This is a genomic window from Exiguobacterium sp. E4787, assembly GCF_018618375.1.
GTDB classification, from domain to species: Bacteria; Bacillota; Bacilli; order Exiguobacteriales; family Exiguobacteriaceae; genus Exiguobacterium; species Exiguobacterium chiriqhucha.
This window is the reverse complement of sequence record NZ_JACSLY010000008.1, coordinates 63,417-85,492: the sequence shown is the minus strand read 5'-3', so window position 1 is coordinate 85,492 and position 22,076 is coordinate 63,417. Positions and strand designations below refer to the sequence as shown.

At 52.8% G+C, this 22,076-nt stretch carries 24 protein-coding genes and 1 pseudogene; 8 read left to right on the top strand and 17 right to left on the bottom strand.

The features are described 5' to 3' along the window. Position 1 precedes the first annotated feature (1 nt). The gene (bglA, locus tag KNP80_RS10325) at positions 2-1,456 is read left to right on the top strand and encodes a 6-phospho-beta-glucosidase BglA (protein WP_214834684.1); all 1,455 of its coding nucleotides are present in this window, start codon (positions 2-4) and stop codon (positions 1,454-1,456) included. A 50-nt stretch (positions 1,457-1,506) separates the two neighbouring features. Here the strand turns inward: bglA and KNP80_RS10320 are convergent, their stop codons facing one another. Continuing rightward, complete coding sequence (locus tag KNP80_RS10320) at positions 1,507-2,373, bottom strand: AraC family transcriptional regulator (RefSeq protein ID WP_214834682.1); 867 nt, start codon at positions 2,371-2,373, stop codon at positions 1,507-1,509. Positions 2,374-2,462: 89 nt separating this feature from the next. Beyond that, positions 2,463-2,678, bottom strand: a complete 216-nt coding sequence (locus KNP80_RS10315; RefSeq protein WP_214834680.1) for a hypothetical protein — start codon at positions 2,676-2,678, stop codon at positions 2,463-2,465. 111 nt (positions 2,679-2,789) lie between these two features. Between KNP80_RS10315 and KNP80_RS10310 the strand changes: the two genes are divergently transcribed. Continuing rightward, positions 2,790-3,053: an excalibur calcium-binding domain-containing protein gene (locus KNP80_RS10310; RefSeq protein WP_029595456.1), complete on the top strand. Its 264-nt coding sequence runs from the start codon at positions 2,790-2,792 to the stop codon at positions 3,051-3,053. 33 nt (positions 3,054-3,086) lie between these two features. On the opposite strand, the gene KNP80_RS10305 is transcribed toward KNP80_RS10310, so the two are convergent. Then, positions 3,087-3,581, bottom strand: coding sequence for a hypothetical protein (locus KNP80_RS10305; protein ID WP_214834678.1), 495 nt, complete (start codon positions 3,579-3,581; stop codon positions 3,087-3,089). A 41-nt stretch (positions 3,582-3,622) separates the two neighbouring features. Beyond that, positions 3,623-4,525, bottom strand: a complete 903-nt coding sequence (locus KNP80_RS10300; RefSeq protein ID WP_214834676.1) for an alpha/beta fold hydrolase — start codon at positions 4,523-4,525, stop codon at positions 3,623-3,625. Between the two features lie 179 nt (positions 4,526-4,704). Here KNP80_RS10300 and KNP80_RS10295 point away from each other — a divergent pair. After that, a pseudogene (locus KNP80_RS10295) lies at positions 4,705-4,872 on the top strand (SDR family oxidoreductase); the annotation flags it as partial. 33 nt (positions 4,873-4,905) lie between these two features. Here KNP80_RS10295 and KNP80_RS10290 read toward each other — a convergent pair. Both KNP80_RS10290 and KNP80_RS10285 read right to left on the bottom strand, forming a co-directional pair. Then, positions 4,906-5,703 carry an AraC family transcriptional regulator gene (locus KNP80_RS10290; protein ID WP_214834674.1) on the bottom strand — a complete coding sequence of 266 codons (798 nt, stop codon included), beginning with the start codon at positions 5,701-5,703 and terminating at the stop codon, positions 4,906-4,908. 140 nt (positions 5,704-5,843) lie between these two features. Beyond that, positions 5,844-6,104, bottom strand: coding sequence for a DUF1294 domain-containing protein (locus tag KNP80_RS10285; protein WP_021067450.1), 261 nt, complete (start codon positions 6,102-6,104; stop codon positions 5,844-5,846). 208 nt (positions 6,105-6,312) lie between these two features. Here KNP80_RS10285 and KNP80_RS10280 point away from each other — a divergent pair, with 208 nt between their 5' ends. Both KNP80_RS10280 and cls read left to right on the top strand, forming a co-directional pair. Continuing rightward, positions 6,313-7,095: a LysM peptidoglycan-binding and 3D domain-containing protein gene (locus KNP80_RS10280; protein WP_214719589.1), complete on the top strand. Its 783-nt coding sequence runs from the start codon at positions 6,313-6,315 to the stop codon at positions 7,093-7,095. A 120-nt stretch (positions 7,096-7,215) separates the two neighbouring features. Next, positions 7,216-8,682 (top strand): cardiolipin synthase, encoded by a 1,467-nt coding sequence (cls, locus tag KNP80_RS10275; RefSeq protein WP_214834672.1) that lies wholly within the window; start codon positions 7,216-7,218, stop codon positions 8,680-8,682. Positions 8,683-8,731: 49 nt separating this feature from the next. Here the strand turns inward: cls and KNP80_RS10270 are convergent, their stop codons facing one another. The 6 genes from KNP80_RS10270 to KNP80_RS10245 form a co-directional block, all read right to left on the bottom strand. Beyond that, the gene (locus tag KNP80_RS10270; protein ID WP_214834670.1) at positions 8,732-9,709 is read right to left on the bottom strand and encodes a hypothetical protein; all 978 of its coding nucleotides are present in this window, start codon (positions 9,707-9,709) and stop codon (positions 8,732-8,734) included. Beyond that, positions 9,706-10,734 (bottom strand): DUF58 domain-containing protein, encoded by a 1,029-nt coding sequence (locus tag KNP80_RS10265; protein WP_214719586.1) that lies wholly within the window; start codon positions 10,732-10,734, stop codon positions 9,706-9,708. Before KNP80_RS10265 ends, KNP80_RS10270 begins: the two co-directional genes overlap by 4 nt. A gap of 1 nt (position 10,735) precedes the next feature. After that, positions 10,736-11,644, bottom strand: coding sequence for an AAA family ATPase (locus tag KNP80_RS10260; protein WP_214834668.1), 909 nt, complete (start codon positions 11,642-11,644; stop codon positions 10,736-10,738). Positions 11,645-11,753: 109 nt separating this feature from the next. Continuing rightward, complete coding sequence (locus KNP80_RS10255) at positions 11,754-11,927, bottom strand: hypothetical protein (protein WP_214719584.1); 174 nt, start codon at positions 11,925-11,927, stop codon at positions 11,754-11,756. A gap of 110 nt (positions 11,928-12,037) precedes the next feature. Beyond that, positions 12,038-12,733, bottom strand: a complete 696-nt coding sequence (locus KNP80_RS10250) for an amino acid ABC transporter permease (RefSeq protein ID WP_021067457.1) — start codon at positions 12,731-12,733, stop codon at positions 12,038-12,040. A gap of 6 nt (positions 12,734-12,739) precedes the next feature. After that, entirely contained in the window at positions 12,740-13,588 is an 849-nt protein-coding gene (locus tag KNP80_RS10245) for a transporter substrate-binding domain-containing protein (RefSeq protein WP_131472673.1), read from the bottom strand. Positions 13,589-13,921: 333 nt separating this feature from the next. Here KNP80_RS10245 and KNP80_RS10240 point away from each other — a divergent pair, with 333 nt between their 5' ends. Next, positions 13,922-14,317, top strand: coding sequence for a hypothetical protein (locus KNP80_RS10240; protein ID WP_214832642.1), 396 nt, complete (start codon positions 13,922-13,924; stop codon positions 14,315-14,317). Positions 14,318-14,397: 80 nt separating this feature from the next. Then, complete coding sequence (locus KNP80_RS10235) at positions 14,398-14,940, top strand: GNAT family N-acetyltransferase (RefSeq protein WP_214832640.1); 543 nt, start codon at positions 14,398-14,400, stop codon at positions 14,938-14,940. 156 nt (positions 14,941-15,096) lie between these two features. Here the strand turns inward: KNP80_RS10235 and KNP80_RS10230 are convergent, their stop codons facing one another. The 3 genes from KNP80_RS10230 to KNP80_RS10220 are packed head-to-tail and all read right to left on the bottom strand — an operon-like array spanning position 15,097 to position 16,905. Beyond that, positions 15,097-15,546 carry a GNAT family N-acetyltransferase gene (locus tag KNP80_RS10230; protein WP_214834665.1) on the bottom strand — a complete coding sequence of 150 codons (450 nt, stop codon included), beginning with the start codon at positions 15,544-15,546 and terminating at the stop codon, positions 15,097-15,099. A gap of 17 nt (positions 15,547-15,563) precedes the next feature. Further along, on the bottom strand, positions 15,564-16,280 hold the full coding sequence (locus tag KNP80_RS10225) for an MBL fold metallo-hydrolase (RefSeq protein ID WP_214834663.1): 717 nt from the start codon (positions 16,278-16,280) through the stop codon (positions 15,564-15,566). A 13-nt stretch (positions 16,281-16,293) separates the two neighbouring features. After that, positions 16,294-16,905, bottom strand: coding sequence for an NUDIX hydrolase (locus tag KNP80_RS10220; RefSeq protein ID WP_214834661.1), 612 nt, complete (start codon positions 16,903-16,905; stop codon positions 16,294-16,296). Positions 16,906-17,046: 141 nt separating this feature from the next. On the opposite strand from KNP80_RS10220, the gene KNP80_RS10215 reads away from it, so the two are divergent. Further along, positions 17,047-17,553 carry a DinB family protein gene (locus KNP80_RS10215; protein ID WP_214834659.1) on the top strand — a complete coding sequence of 169 codons (507 nt, stop codon included), beginning with the start codon at positions 17,047-17,049 and terminating at the stop codon, positions 17,551-17,553. A gap of 60 nt (positions 17,554-17,613) precedes the next feature. Here KNP80_RS10215 and parC read toward each other — a convergent pair whose 3' ends face one another. Both parC and parE read right to left on the bottom strand, forming a co-directional pair. Further along, a complete protein-coding gene (gene parC, locus KNP80_RS10210; RefSeq protein ID WP_214711372.1) occupies positions 17,614-20,019 on the bottom strand; it encodes a DNA topoisomerase IV subunit A in 2,406 nt (801 codons plus the stop codon). Positions 20,020-20,021: 2 nt separating this feature from the next. Further along, positions 20,022-21,989: a DNA topoisomerase IV subunit B gene (gene parE, locus KNP80_RS10205; RefSeq protein WP_031200243.1), complete on the bottom strand. Its 1,968-nt coding sequence runs from the start codon at positions 21,987-21,989 to the stop codon at positions 20,022-20,024. Positions 21,990-22,076: the final 87 nt, after the last annotated feature.

The following is a 22,076-nucleotide window of genomic DNA, read 5'->3' as shown; positions in this document are numbered from 1 at the left end:
AATGAAGACATTACCAAAAGACTTTCTATGGGGCGGCGCTCTAGCCGCCCACCAATTTGAAGGCGGCTGGGACGCCGACGGCAAAGGGCCGAGCGTCGTCGACGTGTTGACGGCCGGCGCTCATGGCGTCGCGCGTCGGATCACGGACAAGGTCGAGCCGGACGAATTTTATCCGAACCATGAAGCAATCGACTTCTATCACCGTTATAAAGAAGACGTCGCGCTCTTCGCTGAGATGGGCTTGAAGTGTCTCCGCACGTCGATCGGTTGGAGCCGGATCTTCCCGAACGGGGACGATGCGGAGCCGAACGAGGCAGGGCTCCAATTTTATGACGACTTGTTCGACGAGCTGTTGAAGCACGACATCGAGCCAATCATCACGTTGTCCCACTTCGAGATGCCGCTTAACCTCGAACGTGAGTACGGCGGGTTCCGCAACCGTGCCGTCGTCGACCATTTCGTCCGCTTCGCCGAGGTGTGTTTCGATCGCTATAAAGACAAGGTCAAATATTGGATGACGTTCAACGAGATCAACAACAAGATGGACGTCAACAACCCGCTCTTCTTATGGACGAACTCTGGCGTCATCATCGAAGACGGGGAGAACGCCCGTGAAGTGATGTATCAGACGGGGCACCATGAGTTGATTGCGAGCGCGCTCGCCGTCGCGAAAGGGAAAGCGATCAACCCGGACTTCGAGATCGGGGCGATGGTATCACACGTGCCGATCTATCCGTTCTCGTCAAACCCGGACGACGTCATGCTCGCCGAAGAGATGATGCGTCAGCGTTACTTCTTCCCGGACGTGCAAGTGCGCGGGGTGTACCCGAGCTATGCCTTGAACGAGTTCGAGCGGGAAGGGTACACAATCCCGTTCCTTGACGGGGATGAGGAAATCTTGAAGAACGGGACCGTCGACTATCTCGGTTTCAGCTACTACATGTCGACGACCGTGAAGAGTGACGTTGTCGCCGACAACAGTGGTGACATCGTCAATGGCGGTCTACCGAACGGCGTCGAGAACCCATACATTAAGTCGAGCGACTGGGGATGGGCAATCGACCCGGTCGGCCTCCGCTACGTACTCAACCGGTTGTATGACCGCTATCAAATCCCGCTCTTCATCGTCGAGAACGGATTCGGGGCCGTCGATGAGATCGTCGATGGGAAGATCCATGATGCGGCCCGCATCGACTATTTGAAGGCACACATCGAGCAGTTGAAACAAGCGGTCGTCTATGACGGCGTCGACTTGATCGGTTACACACCGTGGGGCATCATCGACATCGTCTCGTTCACGACGGGTGAGATGAAGAAACGATACGGCATGATTTACGTCGACCGGGACAACGAGGGCAACGGCTCGATGGAGCGGATGAAGAAAGACTCGTTCGATTGGTACAAGCATGTGATCGAGACGAATGGTGAAGCGCTCGCGCACGAGCCTTCGAAGTAAACGACAACACCTCCTAAAGACAATTGTCTTCAGGAGGTGTTTTTCTGTGCTTATGTCGTTTTCGGTTTGACCGCCACCCACACTTCGCTATAGACGTTGTCCGACGGTCCGTCATGCTTCGTAAACGAGATACTAGGCAAGTCGGCCAACTCGTATCCCGACGTCGGCAGCCATTCGGCATACGTCTTGGCCATCGTCTCCTGGAGCGTCTCCGGGAACGGGCCGGTATTCGGGAAGACGGCCCACAGGTTCGACTCGATCGTAATCTGTTCAAGATCCTCATACGGATTATCTTGCGTCGTCGCGAAGCCAATCATGTGCGTGAGTGAACCCGTTTCGTCCAAATAGCCTTCATCGAAGTCGTACGATACGTTGAGCACTTGATTTGGATAAAGGTCCGCCAATTGATGCATCTCGCTTCGCTGTTGCGCCGTGATTGACTGCGCCAACTCGACGATGTCATGATTCACGCCTTCGAACTGAATCGGGACGCGTTTGGACACGCCGACGACCTTGAATGAAGGTTTATGTTCTAATTTGAATTCCATTGAAATTCCTCCTTTGATGTCGATGAAGAAAGTGAATTTCGGGAACGACTTTTGAATCTTGTTCTTGATCACTTCAGACGGTAAAAAGCCACACCAGTCTCGAAACGCTCGCGAGAACCCGTCGACGGATTGGTATCCATACGTATACGCCACGTCCGTGACCGATTTCCCATGAATCAAGTCCTTATTTGCTTCTGACAGCCGACGATTTCGGATATATTCAATGAGCGTCATCCCGGCCATGTAGGAAAACATGCGTCGAAAATGATAGTCGGATACCCCGACGATGCGTTTGATATCCTCACTCGTGATGTCTTCTGTTAAATGTTGATCGATGTGGTCCATCAATCGGTTCAGTGATTCAAGCATCAGCATTCCCTCCTTTCTGCATTCATCATACTTCGAACATCGTAGGGGTACTCGATAATTTCGATACGGATATCATCGGATAGAAGACGTCACTGGTTGTAGCCGATGAACATCGTGAACATGATGAGGATGACCGATGATGTCATAAGTAAGAACGTAAGCGAGCTCGCGAACACGAGAAATCCTTTAGAGAAGTGACGTCGTCGTTTCCAAATCCCGATGACGAACACCACGTTCAGAATGAGAAATAGTGTGAGCAGTAGTAACGGGAGGGCCCGGTCCTGCATTAGAATAAGTAAGTCCATAGATGGTTACCTTCTTTTAACTTTTTTTAAAATCAGGGTATTTATCATAACTGCCCTTATAATAAACAAGAATTAATACGCATATCGTTTGTTACCAAGGAGGAAACAACTATGAAGAAGCTACTTCGTGCGACCATCGCCGGCATCGCGTTGTTCACGCTAAGCATCGCGCCGTCAGAAACAGCGGACGCCGCACCGAAAAAATTTAAGAATTGCACCGAACTGAATAAGACGTACAAAGGCGGTGTCGCCAAAACGAAGACAACGAAAAACAAAGGTGGTAAGACGAAATACAAGCCTTACGCCAACAGTTCGTTATACGAAGCGAACAAATCAAAAGACCGTGATAAGGACGGCATCGCCTGCGAACGCTAAGAGATGAGAGGACAATCGTCCTCCGTCTCTTTTTTAGTTATTGAAACGGTACGATACGTCTCCCGCAGCATTGTAGCCGGTGATGGATTCAATCGATTCGATTTGGTCGACGAGCACGAACCAGACATCATTCCCGGCCTTCGTCTTCAACAGTTCCGGTTCGAACCGTTCCCCGTTCAACTCGACGAAGACTCGGGTCGTCTCGCCGTGGTTCATCCCGTAAAGGATATCGTACGGGGAACATGCTGACGTATCTCCGCATGATTGGCCGAAAGTCGACCACGTGATGCCTGCTTCGGACAGCGATTCAGATGTAATCGACCGAACCTGATTGTCGACAGTAAGTTCAAGACCTATGCTTTGCGCAACCGGCTCGTCGCTCCATTCCTCGACGGTATAACTGTTCGTGAAAAAGCGAAGACTCATGTCACGGTCATCAACGGGTGAGGTGAGAATCGGTTCCGCTCCCTCGGGCAACTGTAGCTGCTTCGTCGAATCAAATGCCCAGGCCACTCCGGCGTATACCAACAATAAGCACACAAGAACGAGGACAATCTTTTGCTGACGGTTCATGACAGACAGCTCACTTTCTCAACTTGTAAAAACTGTCGCACTTGTTCAATCGGGAACGCTGGATTCCAATGGACGAAGTGGCCGCCTGTCATTCGTATGTAAGTGATCGGCAGCTCATGCCGTTGCAGGTCCATCATGGCTGACTTCGTCACTCGAGCTTCTTTATCGTCCAGTCCGACAAAATCACCGTAAATAAGCAAGGTCGGGACTTGAAGTGATCGCATGAGCTGCGGCACGTCAAGGTGATAGAAGCCGAACAATAGATTCAATCCGCCTCGTCCGAGCTTAGCCGGGTCGTTCAACGCACGTCGAATCTCGTATCGTTCAGTGAGACCTGTCTGTGCGCAGAAAGCCTTAACCTGTTCCTCTGTAACTGGAGATGTACCTTCATCTGAAATGACCTTCGTCTCGATTTTCCGGACGAGTCGAGGTCCGAACAGACGATAAAGTCCGCTCAGGAGCGGTACGACCAGGCCGAACACGCCATACTCTCTCAGCGGAACGCGCGGGAACGCCTTATGGCCTTGGTCGAGCAAGACGAGCCGCTCCACTTGCTTGGGATAATGCATGGCGAAAGCGAGACCGACCGCGCCGCCGAGTGAATGTGCCATTACGAGGACGGGTCCAAGTCGATGTGTGACGACGTAGTCGTTGACCCAATCCGCCAATTGTTCGGACGACACGATCTGCTCGATTCCTTCACTTCGCCCGAACCCTGGCAAATCCAGCAAATGCACCTCGAAGTCGTCGCGTAGCGCCTCGGCGAGCGATCGGCCTTCTTCTCCGGTGAATCCTCCAGCCGGTAAAAATATAACGAGACACCCGTTTCCCATCACTTCTGCATAATAATGACGCAATCGAATCCCACCTTTCAACTCCCAATATCTGTATCTTTTCATTGTACGTGACTGACAACTTTAACAGAAGCAGATTCTTCCAAACAGAGATACGTTTTCCTCCAAATCCGGGTATAGACTAATGACACGTGAGTAAATTGCACTTGTCGTTTTCTCTGTCGTTCTTGAGTTGTCTCAACAAGGAGGAATGCGGTGTGAAATTATCGGGTAAAACGGCAATTGTCACCGCGCCGAGCGAGCTCGGGATGCGGGCCATCCAAGGGGCAGGGGAGGCACCGATGGGTGAACCGGAGCAGATCGCCAAGGTCGCGTTGTTCCTCGCCTCCGACGATTCGAGTTTCGTCAATGGCGACGTCTTGAAAGCAGACGGCGGTTGGACCGCCCGTTAACGAGAAAAGCCGACACGCGCGTGTCGGCTTTTGTTATGTCTTCTGCTTGCGAAACGCGAGCGGCGTTCGGTTATGTACTTTCTTAAACGTCTGCACGAAATGGCTCACGCTCGTAAAGCCAAGCCGGTTCGCTACTTCAGCGACCGGACTGTCCGTCTCACATAACAGACGTGCGGCCCGCTGCATCCGGACGTCTTGGACGTAGGCGAGCGGCGATGTGTCCCCCCATTTTGAAAAGTAACGGCAACACTCGGCCCGGCTCAGTCCACCGGCAGCAGCGATGTCTTCGAGCGACAGCTTCATCGTGTCATGGTCGTGTATATAGGAAATCATGCGTTGCATGCGCTCCTGTCCATGCCGCCTCGTCACGGGCGGCCGTTGAATCCAATAGCGCCAGACGACGACAAGCTGCAGTGTCGCATCGAGCAACGCGAAAGCCGAGTCTTTCTTTAAACTCCTGATTACTTTATGAAGCGTCTCGAGGATGGCCTTGTCACCCGGTTCAGCCGGATGCAGCATGTGATGGCCGATCGTCTCGATGAACGGTGTGACGTATTGCTCCGCGAGCGGCGGTGCCACCAAGTCGAACGGGTCGACATGAAGCATCGTCATGTGAAACGAGTCATCGTTCCGTTCGACTTTTGTGACCTGTCCGCGGTCGAGCATTAAGGCCATCCCGGCCCGAAGCCTTGAACGGGTACCGTTAATCCGGACCTCGACTTGACCTTGGGTGACCAGCCAGATTTGAAACTGCTCATTGGTCGCGAACCCGATCTCCATCGTCCGTTCGGTCCACGACTGGACATGAATCATGCTTGCTTCGACTTCCATCCCCACACCTCAACAATCAAACATTTATTTCGGTTTCGCACCGACTGGAGACTTTAATTTCTCACCACCAAGCGTCAATCCAGACATTTCGATGACATCTCCGTTGGACAGTGCGAACGAGTTTCTTCTATATAATGGCGTCAGAAGATGAACCAGCCCGTGATACCGGCATGTACCAAGATGGCTATCGGGACACCGATCCGAAACATCGGCTTCAACGTCTTATGTCGGAAGAGGCGCATTGCGAGATAGGCCCCGAATGCGCCACCGATCCAGACAAGAATGAGCAGCGTTCTTTCTGAAATTCGCCATTCCCCTGATTTCGCACGGCGTTTATCGAGGAAAAATGACATAAACGCTAGTAAATTAGTCACAATGTAATATAGCAGTAATAGTTCCAAAGACTAAAACCTCCTTTCTCTTCTCTTTAGTATAGACGAAAATGGCTCAACAAAGCCATTTGTATCTAGATTGTAAAAATTCAGATTCCTCTCATCCCTCTGAAAGCTTCTGTAACTGAACTGATATCACTCTCATATCAGGCTGTAACGGCAGTGAAATATACAGGTGTTACAGTAAGGGGGCGTTAGAAAAGGGAGGAATATTCTTATGAAAAAACCACTATTGACACTAACGGCACTCGCTGGCCTTAGTTTAGGAGTCGCTGCTCCAGCTTCGGCAGCATCAACACACACAGTTCAGTCTGGAGATACACTTTACCGTATCGCCGTGAACAACAATGTATCAGTAAATGACATCAAACAAGCGAACGGCTTAAACTCTAATATGATTTATCCGAATCAAGTATTGAAGCTCGCGAAGTCAGAAGCTAAAGCTTCAAGTGCTTCAAAAACGTATACAGTTAAAGCAGGCGACACGTTGTATCGCATCGCGACAAACAACGGCGTATCTGTCAACCAATTGATGACATGGAACGGTCTTAAATCAGATCTCATTTTCCCTGGTCAACAATTCTCTGTAAAAGGTGCCAACGCAGCATCGGTTGCAAACAGTGCACCAGCCGCTAAACCAAAAGCATCAACATCTGCACCAGTGACGAAACAGTCTACGTCTACAACGCAAACCCAAGCTCCGGCTTCAGGTAAGACGATGACTGTGGAAGCAACGGCTTACACGCCATACTGTGCAGGATGCTCAGGAATCACGGCAACAGGAATCGACGTTCGTTCGAACCCGAACCAAAAAGTCATCGCGGTTGACCCTTCAGTCATCCCACTCGGCTCTAAAGTTTATGTCGAAGGCTACGGCGAAGCAATCGCTGGAGATACTGGTGGCGCCATCAAAGGTAACAAGATTGACCTATTGATGCCGACACAAGAGCAAGCGCTCAACTTCGGTCGTAAATCAGTCCAAATCACAATCTTAAACTAATCGATTTACCCCAAAAACACCGCAAGCGCGGTGTTTTTTGTGTTGTAGACGCGGTATCTGTAAACGAGCATTTTGTTTTGCCCATCATCGGGTAAACTAGAGGATAAAGGAGGCGTCGAGATGGTCCCAACTGAAATCATCATCAGTATTCTCGGTATCGTGCTGATTGTCTTGAACGTCACGTTCGCCGTCACCATCATCTTTTTCGAGCGGCGTGACATCGGTTCGACGTGGGCTTGGTTGCTCGTGCTGTTTTTTATCCCACTGCTCGGTTTCTTCATCTACATCTTCTTCGGACGGTTAATCAAATCGAACAACTTTTATCAGGTCGACGAGGAGCGTCGTCACGAGTACGCCAAACACGTCGACGACCAATTGACCGAGCTTGATGCGCATAAAGGGCTGTTCGCTCATGACCCGCTCTTGTCAAAATATCGAAGGCTCGCCCGCTTGAACTTATCCTCCACAAATGCGCTCGTGACGTATCATAATGCGATTCAGGTCATCCATGATGGCGAGCAGAAGTTCGAGACGTTATTCCATGACATCGAGATAGCGACGCAGGAAATCAACATCCAGTACTATATCATTCAAAATGACTCGCTCGGCCAAGCGCTCATCGAGGCACTCACGCGCCGTGCCAAGGAAGGCGTCAAAGTACGTCTGCTCTATGACGCCGTCGGCTCACGGGGATTGCGACGTTCCCATTTCAAACAGCTCCTCGCGCACGGCGGCGAGGTGAAGTCGTTCTTCCCGTCACGCCTCGGTATCAACTTCCGCGTCAACAACCGGAATCACCGAAAGCTATGTATCATCGATGGGGAAGTCGGCTATATCGGCGGTTTCAACGTCGGGAATGAATACCTCGGGACGAACCGTCAGTTCGGCTATTGGCGCGATGTGCATCTGCGGATGAGAGGGGAGGCGGTTCGTGAATTGCTCGAGCGTTTCCTCCTCGATTGGAACCGTGCCGTACCGACGAAACACCGGGCCGAGAAAGAGGACTTCCTTTGGCCGACTTCTCTACTCGAGACGTCCCGGTCACCGGTACAAATTGTCACATCTGGCCCGAACTCGTCGACCGAGCACTTGAAAAATATGCTCGTCAAGATGATCACCGAGGCGAAAGAGACGATTTACATCCAGACCCCGTATTTCATCCCTGACGCTAGCTTCCTTGACGCCTGCCGTAACGCGCTCATGTCTGGGACGAAAATCCGCCTGATGATTCCGAACAAGCCGGATCACATGTTTGTCTATTGGGCGACGTATACGAATGCGGCCGAGCTCGTCCGCTACGGTGCCGAAGTATATACGTATGAAGGTGGGTTCCTCCATGCGAAGACGCTCGTCATCGATGGCGAGGTCGCCTCGATCGGCACGACGAACATCGACGCGCGCAGTTTCCGTCTCAATTTCGAGATCTCAGCGCTCGTCTATGACGAAGTCGTTGCCCAGTCTGTCATCGATGCATTCAATCGAGACCTCGCATGTGCCGACAGGTTAACGATTGAGCGTTATGAGACACGAACGAAATGGATCCGTTTCAAAGAGAGCGTGTCACGCTTGCTCAGCCCAATTCTTTAAAAAAGACCAGTCAGACCGTCCGGGAGTGCCCGGCGAACTGACTGGTCTCTTATTTTTTGAGCGTCTGGGTGACATGTCGTTCGAACGCCTCTACGATGGGTACCGGGGCTTCTTTCTCCCCGTACTCGGCGGCCTCGAGCCAGACGGCGAAGCGACTTCCTTCGCTGAATCCGATGCGTTCGAACCATTCCATGACCGTCTCTTCACGATGGCGAGGATGGGCCTGTTCGAGCCGGCGCCCGGCATCGAGCAAGCGGACGTGCCGTGGGTCCCGTGTGACGCGACGCCCGGCATCCGTTGCCTGATGACGCTGCTTCGGTACCGTCACATCCTCTTGAATCTCTTTACGGCGTTGCAAATAGATGAACAAGGCGACCAACCCGACCAAAAGGACGAGAAAAGCCAAAATCAAGAACAGCGATTGATTCGTCGCCGATTCGAGCAACGTCTCATTCGAAATCGTCTCAGCATCGATGTTCGGATTGTCCGGCACGAGAATCCGGTTGACGCGGTCGGTCGGATCCAAGTTGAACCCATCGAACCAACCCCCGATCCACACGAAGATGGGACGAATCCAGGCGACGAGGTTACCGAACAATAACTCTTTGATTGTCCGGATGATCACAGCCAGTCCGAGACCGACGGCGAGGGCGACGACGAGCGTCGACAGCATCCGTTTATAGTCACGGCGGTAATATAGGCTCCGCTGCCAAAACAAGAACAAGAACGGGAAGACGATCATTGCGAGCGGCTGCGACGCCGGCGGGAACAACCAATCGACGATCAAGAAGAGCACGCTGGCGATCGCGTAACGGTCCGTCCAGTCGAGCGTCCGGATAAAGGCATGGACGTACGTGAACAAGAGCAACGTCACGCTCATCTCATAAGAAAACCAAAGGGCGGCGATGCTGAGTGCCGTCTGGACACCGAGTTGCCAGTTGCGCGGCAAGCGGAGCGTCAAGAGAAAGACGAGCGGAAACGCATGACCGACATAGAAAGCGGCGAATACCCACCAAAGTAGTCTCATCGGCCGTCACCTCCGAGCCGTAAAATCGATTGGCTGCCGCCGTATTTGGCGACTTTCCGTTCGAACAGCGACCGGGCGAGCGGGAAATCACGCTCCGATAGACAGGCGAGCGTCGTCATGACCTTGCGGAAGTGCGTCTCACCGCTCCCCGGGGCGAGATCATAAGTGATCCCTTCCTTCGTCAATGTCGGAACAATCAGCCCGTAGCTTGCGTTCTCTTTTTCGAAGTCGCGACATAGCGCTGCCGCCTGCGAGATCAACCGCTCCATCTGATGGGTAAGGGCGCGTCCGTCTTTCGTCAGCAAGTCGAGCACGACGACATATTCGTTCGCTTGGACGGGTTGCTCGGTACGGGCGAGCAGTTCGCCGGTCTTCGCATAGGCCGACCAATAAAGTTGCCGCATCGGCTGGCCGTGATATGGCGCCACCGACTGGAACGTCTCCGGGTCACGGTAAGCGCTATGTCGGACCATCTCTTCCCCTGGTAACGTAGGCGGGCGCTTCGGAATCGGATAAGGCAGGAATTCAGGGAAGACATAACCGATGCGGTCGAGCGGGTCTTCCTTATAGAGTGAGAACATACGGAGCGGGTCACGAATCTCCATACCGATCGCCTCCATGCGGATCGGTCCGCGTCGAATTGCTTTGAGCGGGAGCGTATAGGCGACGGCCGCCTCGCGTCCGACATAGTTCTCTTGGCGCCAGAAGGCGTGTTCCTCCGACTCGACGGTCGGATGGAGATATCCTGACAGACGGACGACACCGAGCGGGACAGGAGCAGTTGAAACCAATTTGATTGTATACGTCTCTTCATCGTTCGGGAACAGCTTCAGCTCGTCGGTCACTTCGACATGTACGTATTCAGCGAGCCGGAACAACAGCTCCGGCATGATGAGCGCATACAGGCTAAAGCCGATAATCACACTCGCGAAGAAGACGTTGCCGTATAGGGCGGTGAACACCCCGACGACGAACAAGAGCCACATATACCCGGACTCGAGGTAGCGAGGGCTGACGAGTTGCATATCACACCTCTGACGGGACCGGGATGGTCTCCAAAACAGACTTAATCAATTTAGACGGCTTCGTCTTGAGCGACGCCTCGACCGTCAAGACGATGCGGTGCCCGAGAATCGGCAAAGCGAGCGCGCGGATGTCTTCCGGTGATACGTAATCCCGTCCATCCATATAGGCATGCGCCCGAGCCGCCATCGTGTAGGCGAGCGTCGCTCGTGGACTTGGTCCGACCTCAATATCCCGGTGATGACGAAGCGCCTCTACGAAATCAAGGAGATAATCCTCCATCGCCTCGTGGAACAAGACGTCACGGACGGCTTGCTGCATCTCGGCAAGTTCGGTCTGTTGCAACGTGAAAGGAGCCGCACTCAAATGCTCGTTCCGAAGCAACCGGCGTTCCGACTCCCGAGACAACGGGGCGAGCGACAGTTTGAACAAGAAGCGGTCGAGTTGAGCCTGTGGCAACGGGAACGTCCCTTGCCCATCGAACGGGTTTTGCGTCGCGATGACGAAGAACGGGTCCGGTAGACGAAGCGACACCTCACCGAGCGTCACTTGTCGCTCCTGCATCGCCTCCAACAGGGCCGACTGCGTCCGTGGTGTCGTCCGGTTAATCTCATCGACGAGTAAGATTGACGTGAAAATCGGTCCAGTCCGGCGCTCGAACGTGCCCGTCGTCGGATTGAACAGCTCCATCCCTAAGATGTCACTCGGTAGCGTGTCCGGTGTACATTGCACGCGTTGGAACGCGGCCGAGACCGACGTCGCCAAGCTTCGCGCGAGAGTCGTCTTGCCGGTCCCAGGCCGGTCCTCGAGCAGAACGTGGCCCCCGGAGAGAAGGGCGATCGTCGACAGCTTAATCGCCTTCGACTGCCCAATCACTAAATCGTTTAAATGTGTCGTCCATTGTTGCACCATAATGTAAGTCCCCCGTCTATTTTCTGAATATTTATAAAAATCATAGCACACTCGCGGACTGAGATGGAACGCTAAAGAACGGTGCTGCCAAATATGTAGGTTACCATGTTCAATCCGAAGAAGACGTTTTCGTTTTCTTACGGCTCGGGAACTCGAAAATCAAGTAATACAAGACGATCATACTCGTGAATGGATTCAAGGCACTGACCCAGGCCGGCCCATCGAACAAAATATACGTAAGTGTGATGAGGACGGATGATCCGAATAATAACTTTGAGAACATAGGCGATGTCTCTCCTTTGAATCTCAATATGGAATAGGTTGACTATATCATGGCACTTCCGCAATAACTGCCCGACAAAAAAACTGACCTGCCTGTATGAGGCAAGTCAGTCATCGTTTCGGTGTATCCAAATAGCGTTCAAAATGCCGCTCCAACCAGTCCTGGAAGAACGACATGAATGTACAGATGCCCCAATAAATCAAGGCGACGACCAAGTAGACGGTCATATAATCGAATTCCCGGCCCCCGACGATTTTCGCCTTGTTGAAAATTTCCGGAACGGTGATCATGGCGGCGAGCGAACTCGCTTTAATCAAATCGAGGAACACGTTCGAAAGCGGGGGGAGGGCAATCCGAGTCGCCTGCGGCAAGATGACCCCTTTCAGCGTCAGCCACTTGTTCATCCCGAGCGAGCGGGCCGCCTCGACCTGTCCCGGATCAACGGCACGGATCGCAGCCCGGACGATTTCCGCGATATAGGCCGCCGAGTTCAGACTAAACCCGATGATTGCCGCCGTCAGCGCTGCGAACTCGATGCCGATGAATGGAAACCCTGAGTATAAGATGAACAGGATAATCAAAATCGGTACACCCCGCATGAACGAGATATAGAACGTCGACGGGAACCGAAGCAACCGGGACGGTGACAGTTTCCCAAGGGCGAGCACGAGACCGAGCAACAAGCCGAAGAACATGCTGACAAATGAGATCCAAAGCGTGTTCGGCAAACCGCCTAGCAGATAAGGGAACGAGCGCACAGCCAGGTCGACGTCAAAAATCGCTTCCCATTTCACACCTTCGAACATAAGTGCTTAGTCCAATTCGACGATGGTCGCGTCGACGTCTGGTTCGACCGAGACATCGGCACCGTTATAGAACGTTTCCGACAACTCTTTCACCGTGCCGTCTTCAAGCATCTCGGTAAGGACGCGGTCGATGTTCTCTTGAAGCTCTGCGTTTTCCTTATCCATCAAGAACGCAACTTCCTGTGGGTTATAGGCGATATCCGGGTGAATCGTGATGTCGAACTCCGGGAAGAAGGCGAGGGCGAGCGTCTGGAGATAGTAGTCGTTCAAGATGACGTCGGTCCGTCCTGTCGAGACGTCACGGAGGTACTGGTCGTTCGTGGCGTTGTCATAGATGACTTCCTCCGCCCCGTATTGACGTGCTACGTCCATGAAGACGGTCGTCGCTTCTCCAGCGGCCTTTTTGCCTTTCAAGTCCTCAAGTGACTCGATACCTGATAGATCGCTCTTGCGAACGATGGCCGTCCCGTACGTGTACTTGTATGGCGTCGAGAAGGCAAACTTCTCTTTCCGGTCGTCTGTGACCGAGATATCGTTTGCGGCGACGTCGACTTGTCCGTTTTGAACGCTCGTCAACATGTTGTCGAACGCCATCTCTTTGAATTGGACCTCGAGGTCGAGACGTTTCCCGACCTCTTTCATGAGCTCGACGTCAAACCCCGTCAACGTATCGCTATCTTCTTCACGGAACGAGGCCGGATAGAGCGTACCGGCCGTACCGACCGTGAGCGTACCGTCTTCTTTGATTTCGTCCCAGCGCGAAGTTTCGGCCTGATCGGTGCTAGAATCACCACACGCCGCGAGCGGGACAGCCAATAATAGGGATGCTGCCAAACCTTTTGTCATACGTTTCATTCAAGTTCCTCCTTAAGTTATCATCTGTCTAAAAATAGCATGACATACGCTTACAGGCAACTCCTAAGAGCGGATGAACAGCGTTAAAGTTATTTTTGAAACATAAATCCATAAAGCGCTAACATGTTAATGAATGAAGGATTCAATCGAATGACACAGTTTAGTAATTATGATGAAACAGATCAATAGATGTCGGTTTGAACAATACGGTTTAAGTAAAAATATCATCGTGTTGATCAGCCGACTCCGACGCATGTGAACTTTAATAATTCATGTATGATAGATAGTAAAGGCATATTCGTAACATATTAAAATGAGGAGAGGAGGGCACACATGGAAAAATGGGAGAGATGGACAGTCAATCCAGAGATACCGGCCAAACTATATCTGCAGGCTCTAATTGATGATAAAGACGGATTAAGACTTGTGTTTATGGATACGCATGAGAACACGTATACATTCTTGTTTGACGGACTAGTGCTGTCGTATCGACATACAGACGAAGGAACGCTTATTAGAACGCTAGAACATTTATACAAACATTATGACATTGATTTTTTTAGCAATTGGACACTCTTTCAAGTGACCGATTCCAGCTATTTAAAATGGCTAGCTGAAGAATCAACAAACATTTACGAAGCGGTTTATAATATTCAGCATTACGTGTTTCTGACATCAAATGATGTAATTGAAGTGTTGTCGACAGACCCACCGACTTTGATTTCATGACCGCCATTTTACGGCTAGTCTAGTGAGACCATTTGGTTTTGGGATGGAGCGGTCATTACATATGAAGGGAGAAAGATGCAATGGAAGAAGCACCGAACATCTCGATCAAAGCGTTAGATGAGTATTCCATCAGCGTCGTAAACGAAGCCAATAATGCGTTTCCAGTCATCGGGAAAATCATCCCGAGCTTTTGTGACGGGGTTTGGATGTATGAGGAACAGTTATATGAGAAAGCCCATGAGACGAGCTTCCCAGACGATTCACTAGACTGGCATGAATACATCAACAGTGAGGACAAACAAGTATTCTTGGCATTCGACGAGACGACATGTATTGGACAAATCCGTGTGGTGAAAGACTGGAACCGTTTTGCTTATATCGAGAACATCGCGGTCCGTGGCAGCTATCGCAACAGCGGGCTTGGGCATTTGCTGATAGAAGCTGCGCAGACGTGGGCAAAAAAGCAATCGTTGCTGGGATTGTCGCTCGAAGCGCAGAACGATAACGTGATCGCGTGTCGATTTTATGTGAAAGAAGGGTTCGCGCTCGGCGGTGTCGATACGCTCAAACAGACCGGCAATCCGAACATCGACATGACGTTGTATTGGTACAAGATTTTCTGATTTTTTTCGAGAGGAGAGATGTCATATCTGACATCAATTTTCTTTATTTTCCTTTTAGTTAACATAACATATATTATCAGTAAAAATAAAACTCCGTCTCAATCCTTTAGTATACTTAAAGTAGTGAGACGGAATTTGAAATTTGAGAAAAGGGATTCAAGATCGTGTAAAACGAATCAAAGTGACACCTGGTTCCGGTTCGAACTCGGCGCTCGGTTCAAATCCGAGCTTCGTGTACAGCTTCTTGGCCGGACCGTTATGTTTTCCCGTATGCACATAGACAAGCTTGTCTTCATGCAAGCTGAGCACATGTGCGAGCAACGTCGTCGCGAGCCTCGCCCTGAAATACGTCGGATCGATACATAATTTCGTGACCTCGACCGTGGTCTCGGCTGCTTCGACCGTAATGAATCCGATCAACCGCTCATCGTTATATAAGCCATAGCTCGTCCCAGGCAGATTTTGAATCACTTCGACCGTCTCATAACGCGCTGGAATCTCATCGAATCCGATTAGCTCGGCCTCGACCGCATAAGCGTTCCGTTGAATCTCGAGCATCTGCTCGGCCAGTTGATAATCTGTCGTCTGAATCTCGCGTAACTCCATCTATCAGCACCTCCGGTTTATCGTGAAAATAGACGTGCTTGCTTGCGTTTGGCACGCTTCAGCGCCAAATAGAGCCGGTGTGTCCCAGCGACAGGCTGTCCGTGTCCGACGAACGTGTGGCGCGGTGCCAGGTCGATCAACTTCTCCGCATGCTCGACTGCTGCCCGTTTGTCCCATGTCGCGACGCCCGGGAGCGGGAACAACGGGCGTACATCCCCTGCCACGGCGACTCCCCCACGTGTCTGGAACGCGTCACCAGCAAACAAGTTCCGCTCCTTTTCATCGAAATAGGCGATGGAGCCTGGCGTATGACCCGCTGCCGGATAGACCCTCAGACCGAACAAGCGCTCACCTGGGTCGAGCAATTTATCCGGCAAGGAGTGGATTGTTGGGAGCGATCCTTTTAGTTTGAGTGACCGCTCATCCGGGTCGGTCGTCTTGTCCCCTTCGAGGAGACGAGCATCGCGCCTCGAGACGTAAAGCTCGGCGTGCGGATGCGCTTTCAAGATGGCGTCAACACCACCGACGTGATCGCCATGGGCGTGCGTCAGCAATATGGCGAGCAGCGGACGCTCCTGTGCCTCGATATAAGCTAAAATCGCTTCCGCATTGCGCTCGAGGGCGGTGTCAATCAAGATGAGTCCGAGCTCCCGTTCAATCAACTGGACGTTAATCGGTAATACAGGCGCATAGAATGTCAGTTGATGGACGTGATCAATCCGTGTGACTTTCATAGTATCCCCTCCCTTAATCAAACAACGTGATCCAATCTTCTTGCCATCTAGCTTCAAAACACATATAAAGCTGTTCCTGCGTGTTCCGTGCGGTCGATAAAGGTGGTAAGTTGTCCCGCGTGAAGAACGCGACCTCGCTCGTCTCATGGCTCACCTGCGCCTCTCCACCAATCAGCTCGCATTCGATGAACAGTTTATAATAATGCTGCGACAGCGGTGGATGGTCGTGATGATGCATGTCGAACAACGCGAGTAGCCGTACTGGTACGACATCAAACCCGGCCTCTTCCTCAATCTCCTTAATGATATTTTGGGCTGGGGACAACCCGACCTCACAAAAACCACCTGGTAACGTCCAAAGCCCGTCCGACCGCTCTTTGACGAGCAAGAGCGCATCGTCCCGGAAGACGACACCGCGTACGTCGAGTTTCGGTGTCGGGTATCCATCGACGTGCGTCAGTTTCGTGACCTCCTCCAAGGCGAGGTCTGACTGTCGTTCGAACATCTCGGTCGCGATTCGTTGAAGTTCGACGTAACGTTCTCGATCGAACTCGTCTTTCGCAAACGTCAAGCCGGCCTGTGCCAGAGCCTGGAGCCGTTTGGCCCAGTCGAGCCATTGAGACATAGTGATCCCCCCATGATTTTTCCTCTTACCCCATTCGCCAAACGATGTACTTGTTCCTTTTAGGAATACCCGCTCCCATAAGAAAGTACCTACCCTCCCCGTGATATACTGAAATGAGAACGGTGGCAAAGGAGGAACGATATGTCGATTGCAGTGTTATCCCAGTTCAAAGAAGACTTGGACGGCTATACCGAACGGCAGTTGCGCTATCAGGCAGCAGCAGACGTCTGGTCAATCGGGCAGATGTACGACCATATCATCGTGGTGGCCGAGGAATATGCAGACGAGATTGAACGGTGTCTCGCCTCACACGAAGAGCAACCGCTCGGAAAGACCGAATTCGGTGAACGATTGTTTCAGGCCGGTGGGTTCCCTCCGATTAAAATTCGTTTACCTGATGAGATGAACCAACCACCGAACAACACGGACAAGCGGGAGACGCTCGAGCGACGACTCGACGAATTGTCTGCGCGTTTGAAGCGACTTGAACCGCTCGTCCGCTCAGCGAACCGTGACGTCAAAGCACGGCATGGCGGCTTTGGCTGGCTGAACGCACAGGAATGGTACGACCTCATCGAGATGCATAGCCGTCATCATTTGCGCCAACAGGCCGATTTGGAGCGCTATCTGATAAAGGCGGAGCTTTGAATCCATAAGAAAAACCCTGTAGCAAAGACAATCGTCTCTGGTACAGGGTTTTGTTCGATCTCAATCGAGGTACACGTCCTCAATCTCACCGAACGTCTCTTCATCAAATACGAATGAGCCGTTGGCGTAGCGGTCCAAGAGCGTCAATTGCTTCGTCTTGACCGTCTTCGCTTTCTCTTTCCCGATGATGTGGAGCGTTTCATCGTCATGCACCGGGAGCACACGACGAATCTGGTGCGGTTTCGATTTGACTTCGCGGATGAGCATCGTCCCGCGCAAGTTGCGGTTCGTGCAGTCGAACTGATCCTCGAGCTTCATCTTCTTGACCGCTCCACGTTGCGTCACGAGGACGAACAGCGGCGGTGTGAAGAAGGCAAAGGCATCGGCGACCACATCGCCATCTTTCAAGTTCATCGCTTTGACGCCGGCGGCACGTTGGCCGACGACCGGAACGTCGTCTTCTTTGAACCAGAGGCCATAGCCGCGCTCAGAGACGAGGAACAGTTGTCCTGGACCGTCACTGATGCCCGCGAAGACGACCTCGTCGTCACCTTTTAACTTGAGCGCCATGAGCGCTTTCGACTTGCGTTGGGCGTCATAGTCACGGAGCGGCGTCCGTTTGACCATGCCTTCACGCGTGACGAACAGGCAATGCGCGTCGGTCTCGAACGTCGAGACGACATCGGCCGAGACGACTTGTTCGCCTTCGATCGGCACAAGGTTGGCGACATGCTGACCGGCGTCTTTCCATTTCGACTCTGGAATCTGATGGACCGGGATGAGCAAGTAACTGCCTTTGTTCGTCCAGACGAGCAAGTGGTCCGTCGTCATCGCCTGGGTGACGAGGACGGGACGGTCTTTCTGCTTCATCTCCGGCATCTCGTCGCTCGAGGCGCCATATGAGCGCATCGATGAACGTTTGACGTAACCGTCGCGGCTGACGAACACCATCGTCTCTTCGACGGCGATCATGACCTCTGTCTTCAGTTTCAACTCTTCGACCTCGGACTCGATGACCGAGCGCCGTGCGTCGCCGAACTCGTCACGGAGTGCGGTCAACTCTTTCGAGATGAGCTTCCGTTTCGTCGCGTCGACGTTCAAGATGTTGGCGAGGCGAGCAATCTCTTTTTGGAGCGCCTTCGCCTCTTTTTGGAGCTCGACGATATCCGTGTTCGTCAACCGATACAGTTGGAGCATGACGACCGCTTCGGCTTGACGGTCCGTGAACGAGAACCGCTCCATGAGCTTCTGTTTCGCCTCGGACTTGTCTTTGGCCGAACGGATGAGTTCGAGCGTCTCGTCTAGGACCGAGATGGCCTGTTCGAGCGCGTCGACGATTTCGGCGCGTTTCTTCGCCTGGTCGAGCTCGAACGTCGTGCGACGGGTGACGACCTCTTCGACGTGCTTCAAGTACGCGTCGATGATCGACAAGAGTCCCATCTGTTTCGGTGTCCGGTTGACGATGGCGACCATGTTGTAGTTGTAGGCGAGCTGCAGATCGGTATGCTTCAAGAAGAAATGGAGCACACCTTCCGCATCGGCTTCCTTCTTCAACTCGATGACGACGCGGACGCCGGTCCGGTCGGTCTCGTCACGGACTTCGGCGACACCTTCAACTTTGCGGTCGAGACGGAGCTCTTCCATCTTCTTGACGAGGTTCGCCTTGTTCACCTCATACGGGAGTTCGGTGATGGTGATCTGTTCACGGCCGCCCTTAAGTGGCTCGATGACCGATTTGGCACGGATGATGACCTTGCCTTTGCCGGTCTCGAACGCCTTCAAGATGCCGTCTTTGCCCATGACGATCCCGCCAGACGGGAAGTCAGGTCCTTGCATATAACGGAATGCGTCATTCGTCGTCTCGACCTCACCTTTCAAGCGGGCGATGGCGAGGTTGAGCACCTCGGTCAAGTTATGCGGCGGAATCTCGGTCGCATAACCGGCAGAGATCCCCGTCGTCCCGTTCATGAGCAGGTTCGGGAGGAGTGACGGCAAAACGAGCGGCTCTTCGGTCGAATCGTCAAAGTTCGGCGTATAGTCGACCGTGTTCTTAGAGATCGACGTCAGCATGACGCCGGCAATCTTCGACAGACGGGCCTCGGTATACCGCATCGCGGCGGCCGAGTCGCCGTCCATCGAGCCGTTGTTCCCGTGCATGTCGATGAGCGGGTAACGCAACTTCCAGTCCTGCGATAGGCGTACCATCGCCTCATAGACGGAACTATCACCGTGCGGGTGATAGTTACCGATGACGTTCCCGACCGTCTTGGCCGATTTGCGGTACGGTTTCTCGTTCGTGTTGCCTTCATGGTGCATCGCATACAGGATGCGGCGTTGAACGGGTTTGAGCCCGTCGCGCGCGTCCGGGAGGGCCCGGTCCTGGATGATATATTTCGAGTAACGCCCGAAGCGGTCACCGACGACCTGTTCGAGCGACAAGTTTAAAATATGTTGAATCGTCGACATCGTTACATCACTTCCTCAATCGCTTTAGTCACGTGTTCATTGGCGATGATTGAATCATCTTCCTGGAGGCCGAAGGCGACGTTCTCCTCGATCCATTCACGGCGATGGGCGACATTGTCTCCCATGAGCACCGAGACACGCTTGTCGGCGACGGCAGCGTCGTCGACCGTGACACGGATGAGCGTCCGTGTGTCCGGGTTCATCGTCGTCTCCCACAGCTGGTCGGCGTTCATCTCACCGAGACCTTTGTAGCGCTGGAGGATATAGCCCTTCTTATACACTTTGACGAGCTTCTCGAGCGCCTCTTCGTCCCAGGCGTACTCGAACTGTTCCGACTTGCCTTTCCCTTTCGAGATGCGATAGAGCGGCGGCAAGGCGACGAACACTTTGCCGGCCTCGACGAGCGGGCGCATATAACGGAAGAAGAACGTCAACAGGAGCACTTGGATGTGGGCCCCGTCCGTATCGGCATCAGTCATGATGATGATTTTGTCGAAATTGCAGTCCTCAAGGTCGAAGTCATGGCCGACCCCGGCACCGATCGCGTGGATGATCGTATTGATTTCCTCATTCTTCATGATGTCCTGGAGTTTCGACTTCTCCGAGTTGATGACCTTCCCGCGCAGCGGCAGGATGGCCTGGAATGTCCGGTCACGACCCTGTTTAGCCGAACCGCCGGCCGAGTCACCCTCGACGAGGAACAGTTCGTTCTTGGCGGCGTTCTTCGACGTCGCCGGCGTCAGTTTTCCGTTCAAGATGCTCGAACGTTTCTTCTTCTTGCCGTTGCGCGCCTCTTCCCGGGCTTTCCGGGCGGCTTCACGGGCCTGGGCGGCGCGGATCGCCTTCTTGATGAGCATCGTCGCCATCTGCGGGTTCTCCTCGAGGAAAATCGTCAGTTGTTTGGCCATGACACCATCAGCGCTCGTACGTGCCTCGGGCGAACCGAGTTTCGATTTCGTCTGCCCCTCGAACTGGAGGAATTCTTCCGGGATCCGTACCGAGACGATGAGCGTCAAGCCTTCGCGGACGTCACCGCCGTCGAGGTTCTTGTCTTTTTCTTTCAACAATCCGTTCTTACGGGCGTATTCATTCACGATGCGGGTCATCGCCGTCTTGGCGCCGACCTCGTGTGTGCCGCCGTCACGAGTCCGGACGTTGTTGACGAACGAGAGGACGTTCTCAGAATAGGCGTCCGTGAACTGGAAGGCGAGCTCTAGCTCGATATCGTTCTCCGTCCCTTCGAAGTAGACGATCGGATGGAGCGTCGCCTTGTCGTCGTTCAAATATTGGACGAACTCGGCAATCCCTTCCTCGTAATGGAACGTCTCTTCTTTATCCGAACGCTCGTCCGTCAACGTGATCGTCAATCCTTTTAACAGGAATGCCGATTCACGGAGCCGTTCAGCGAGCGTGTCGTAGTTATATGTCGTCGTCGAGAAGATCGAGGCGTCCGGTTTGAAGTAGACGCTCGTCCCCGTCTGACGCGTCTTTCCGGTCTCGAGGAGCGTCGTCTGCGGAATCCCGCCGTCGGCAAACGTCTGCTCGAACACTTTGCCGTCGCGATAAATCGTGACGAGGACCTTGCTCGAGAGTGCGTTCACGACCGAGGCGCCGACCCCGTGGAGTCCACCTGACGTCTTGTAGCCACCTTGGCCGAACTTACCGCCGGCGTGGAGGACCGTGAAGATGACCTCTGGCGTCGGTTTGCCGGAGGCGTGCATCCCGGTCGGCATACCACGCCCGTGGTCGCGTACCGTGATCGCGTCATCTTTATGGATGGTCACGTCGATTTGGCCACCGAATCCGGCGAGCGCCTCATCGATCGCGTTATCGACGATCTCATAGACGAGATGGTGCAAGCCGCGATGGTCGGTCGAACCGATATACATCCCCGGACGTTTCCGAACAGCAGTCAGTCCTTCGAGCACCTGGATGGCGTCTTCATTGTAATTAAATAAGTCTGTTGACATCTTCGTCACCTCAATTTCGAACACACGTTCGTTTTTCTATCCTATTGTATAGCTGTTTTTAGATTCTGGCAAGCCTCCCTCCGCGAG

Excerpts from the sequence above, each read along its gene's own strand:
- KNP80_RS10265 (WP_214719586.1), bottom strand. The coding sequence starts at position 10,734 with ATGCAACTCGTCAGCCCTCGCTACCTCGAGTCCGGGTATATGTGGCTC.
- KNP80_RS10225 (WP_214834663.1), bottom strand. The coding sequence starts at position 16,280 with ATGAAAGTCACACGGATTGATCACGTCCATCAACTGACATTCTATGCG.
- KNP80_RS10320 (WP_214834682.1), bottom strand. The coding sequence starts at position 2,373 with ATGCTTGAATCACTGAACCGATTGATGGACCACATCGATCAACATTTA.
- KNP80_RS10300 (WP_214834676.1), bottom strand. The coding sequence starts at position 4,525 with ATGAAAAGATACAGATATTGGGAGTTGAAAGGTGGGATTCGATTGCGT.
- KNP80_RS10260 (WP_214834668.1), bottom strand. The coding sequence starts at position 11,644 with ATGGTGCAACAATGGACGACACATTTAAACGATTTAGTGATTGGGCAG.
- parC (WP_214711372.1), bottom strand. The coding sequence starts at position 20,019 with ATGTCGACGATTCAACATATTTTAAACTTGTCGCTCGAACAGGTCGTC.
- KNP80_RS10230 (WP_214834665.1), bottom strand. The coding sequence starts at position 15,546 with ATGGAGTTACGCGAGATTCAGACGACAGATTATCAACTGGCCGAGCAG.
- KNP80_RS10235 (WP_214832640.1), top strand. The coding sequence starts at position 14,398 with ATGGAAGAAGCACCGAACATCTCGATCAAAGCGTTAGATGAGTATTCC.
- KNP80_RS10215 (WP_214834659.1), top strand. The coding sequence starts at position 17,047 with ATGTCGATTGCAGTGTTATCCCAGTTCAAAGAAGACTTGGACGGCTAT.
- KNP80_RS10270 (WP_214834670.1), bottom strand. The coding sequence starts at position 9,709 with ATGAGACTACTTTGGTGGGTATTCGCCGCTTTCTATGTCGGTCATGCG.
- KNP80_RS10255 (WP_214719584.1), bottom strand. The coding sequence starts at position 11,927 with ATGTTCTCAAAGTTATTATTCGGATCATCCGTCCTCATCACACTTACG.
- KNP80_RS10220 (WP_214834661.1), bottom strand. The coding sequence starts at position 16,905 with ATGTCTCAATGGCTCGACTGGGCCAAACGGCTCCAGGCTCTGGCACAG.
- KNP80_RS10290 (WP_214834674.1), bottom strand. The coding sequence starts at position 5,703 with ATGGAAGTCGAAGCAAGCATGATTCATGTCCAGTCGTGGACCGAACGG.
- KNP80_RS10280 (WP_214719589.1), top strand. The coding sequence starts at position 6,313 with ATGAAAAAACCACTATTGACACTAACGGCACTCGCTGGCCTTAGTTTA.
- KNP80_RS10310 (WP_029595456.1), top strand. The coding sequence starts at position 2,790 with ATGAAGAAGCTACTTCGTGCGACCATCGCCGGCATCGCGTTGTTCACG.
- bglA (WP_214834684.1), top strand. The coding sequence starts at position 2 with ATGAAGACATTACCAAAAGACTTTCTATGGGGCGGCGCTCTAGCCGCC.
- cls (WP_214834672.1), top strand. The coding sequence starts at position 7,216 with ATGGTCCCAACTGAAATCATCATCAGTATTCTCGGTATCGTGCTGATT.
- parE (WP_031200243.1), bottom strand. The coding sequence starts at position 21,989 with ATGTCAACAGACTTATTTAATTACAATGAAGACGCCATCCAGGTGCTC.
- KNP80_RS10315 (WP_214834680.1), bottom strand. The coding sequence starts at position 2,678 with ATGGACTTACTTATTCTAATGCAGGACCGGGCCCTCCCGTTACTACTG.
- KNP80_RS10240 (WP_214832642.1), top strand. The coding sequence starts at position 13,922 with ATGGAAAAATGGGAGAGATGGACAGTCAATCCAGAGATACCGGCCAAA.
- KNP80_RS10250 (WP_021067457.1), bottom strand. The coding sequence starts at position 12,733 with ATGTTCGAAGGTGTGAAATGGGAAGCGATTTTTGACGTCGACCTGGCT.
- KNP80_RS10245 (WP_131472673.1), bottom strand. The coding sequence starts at position 13,588 with ATGAAACGTATGACAAAAGGTTTGGCAGCATCCCTATTATTGGCTGTC.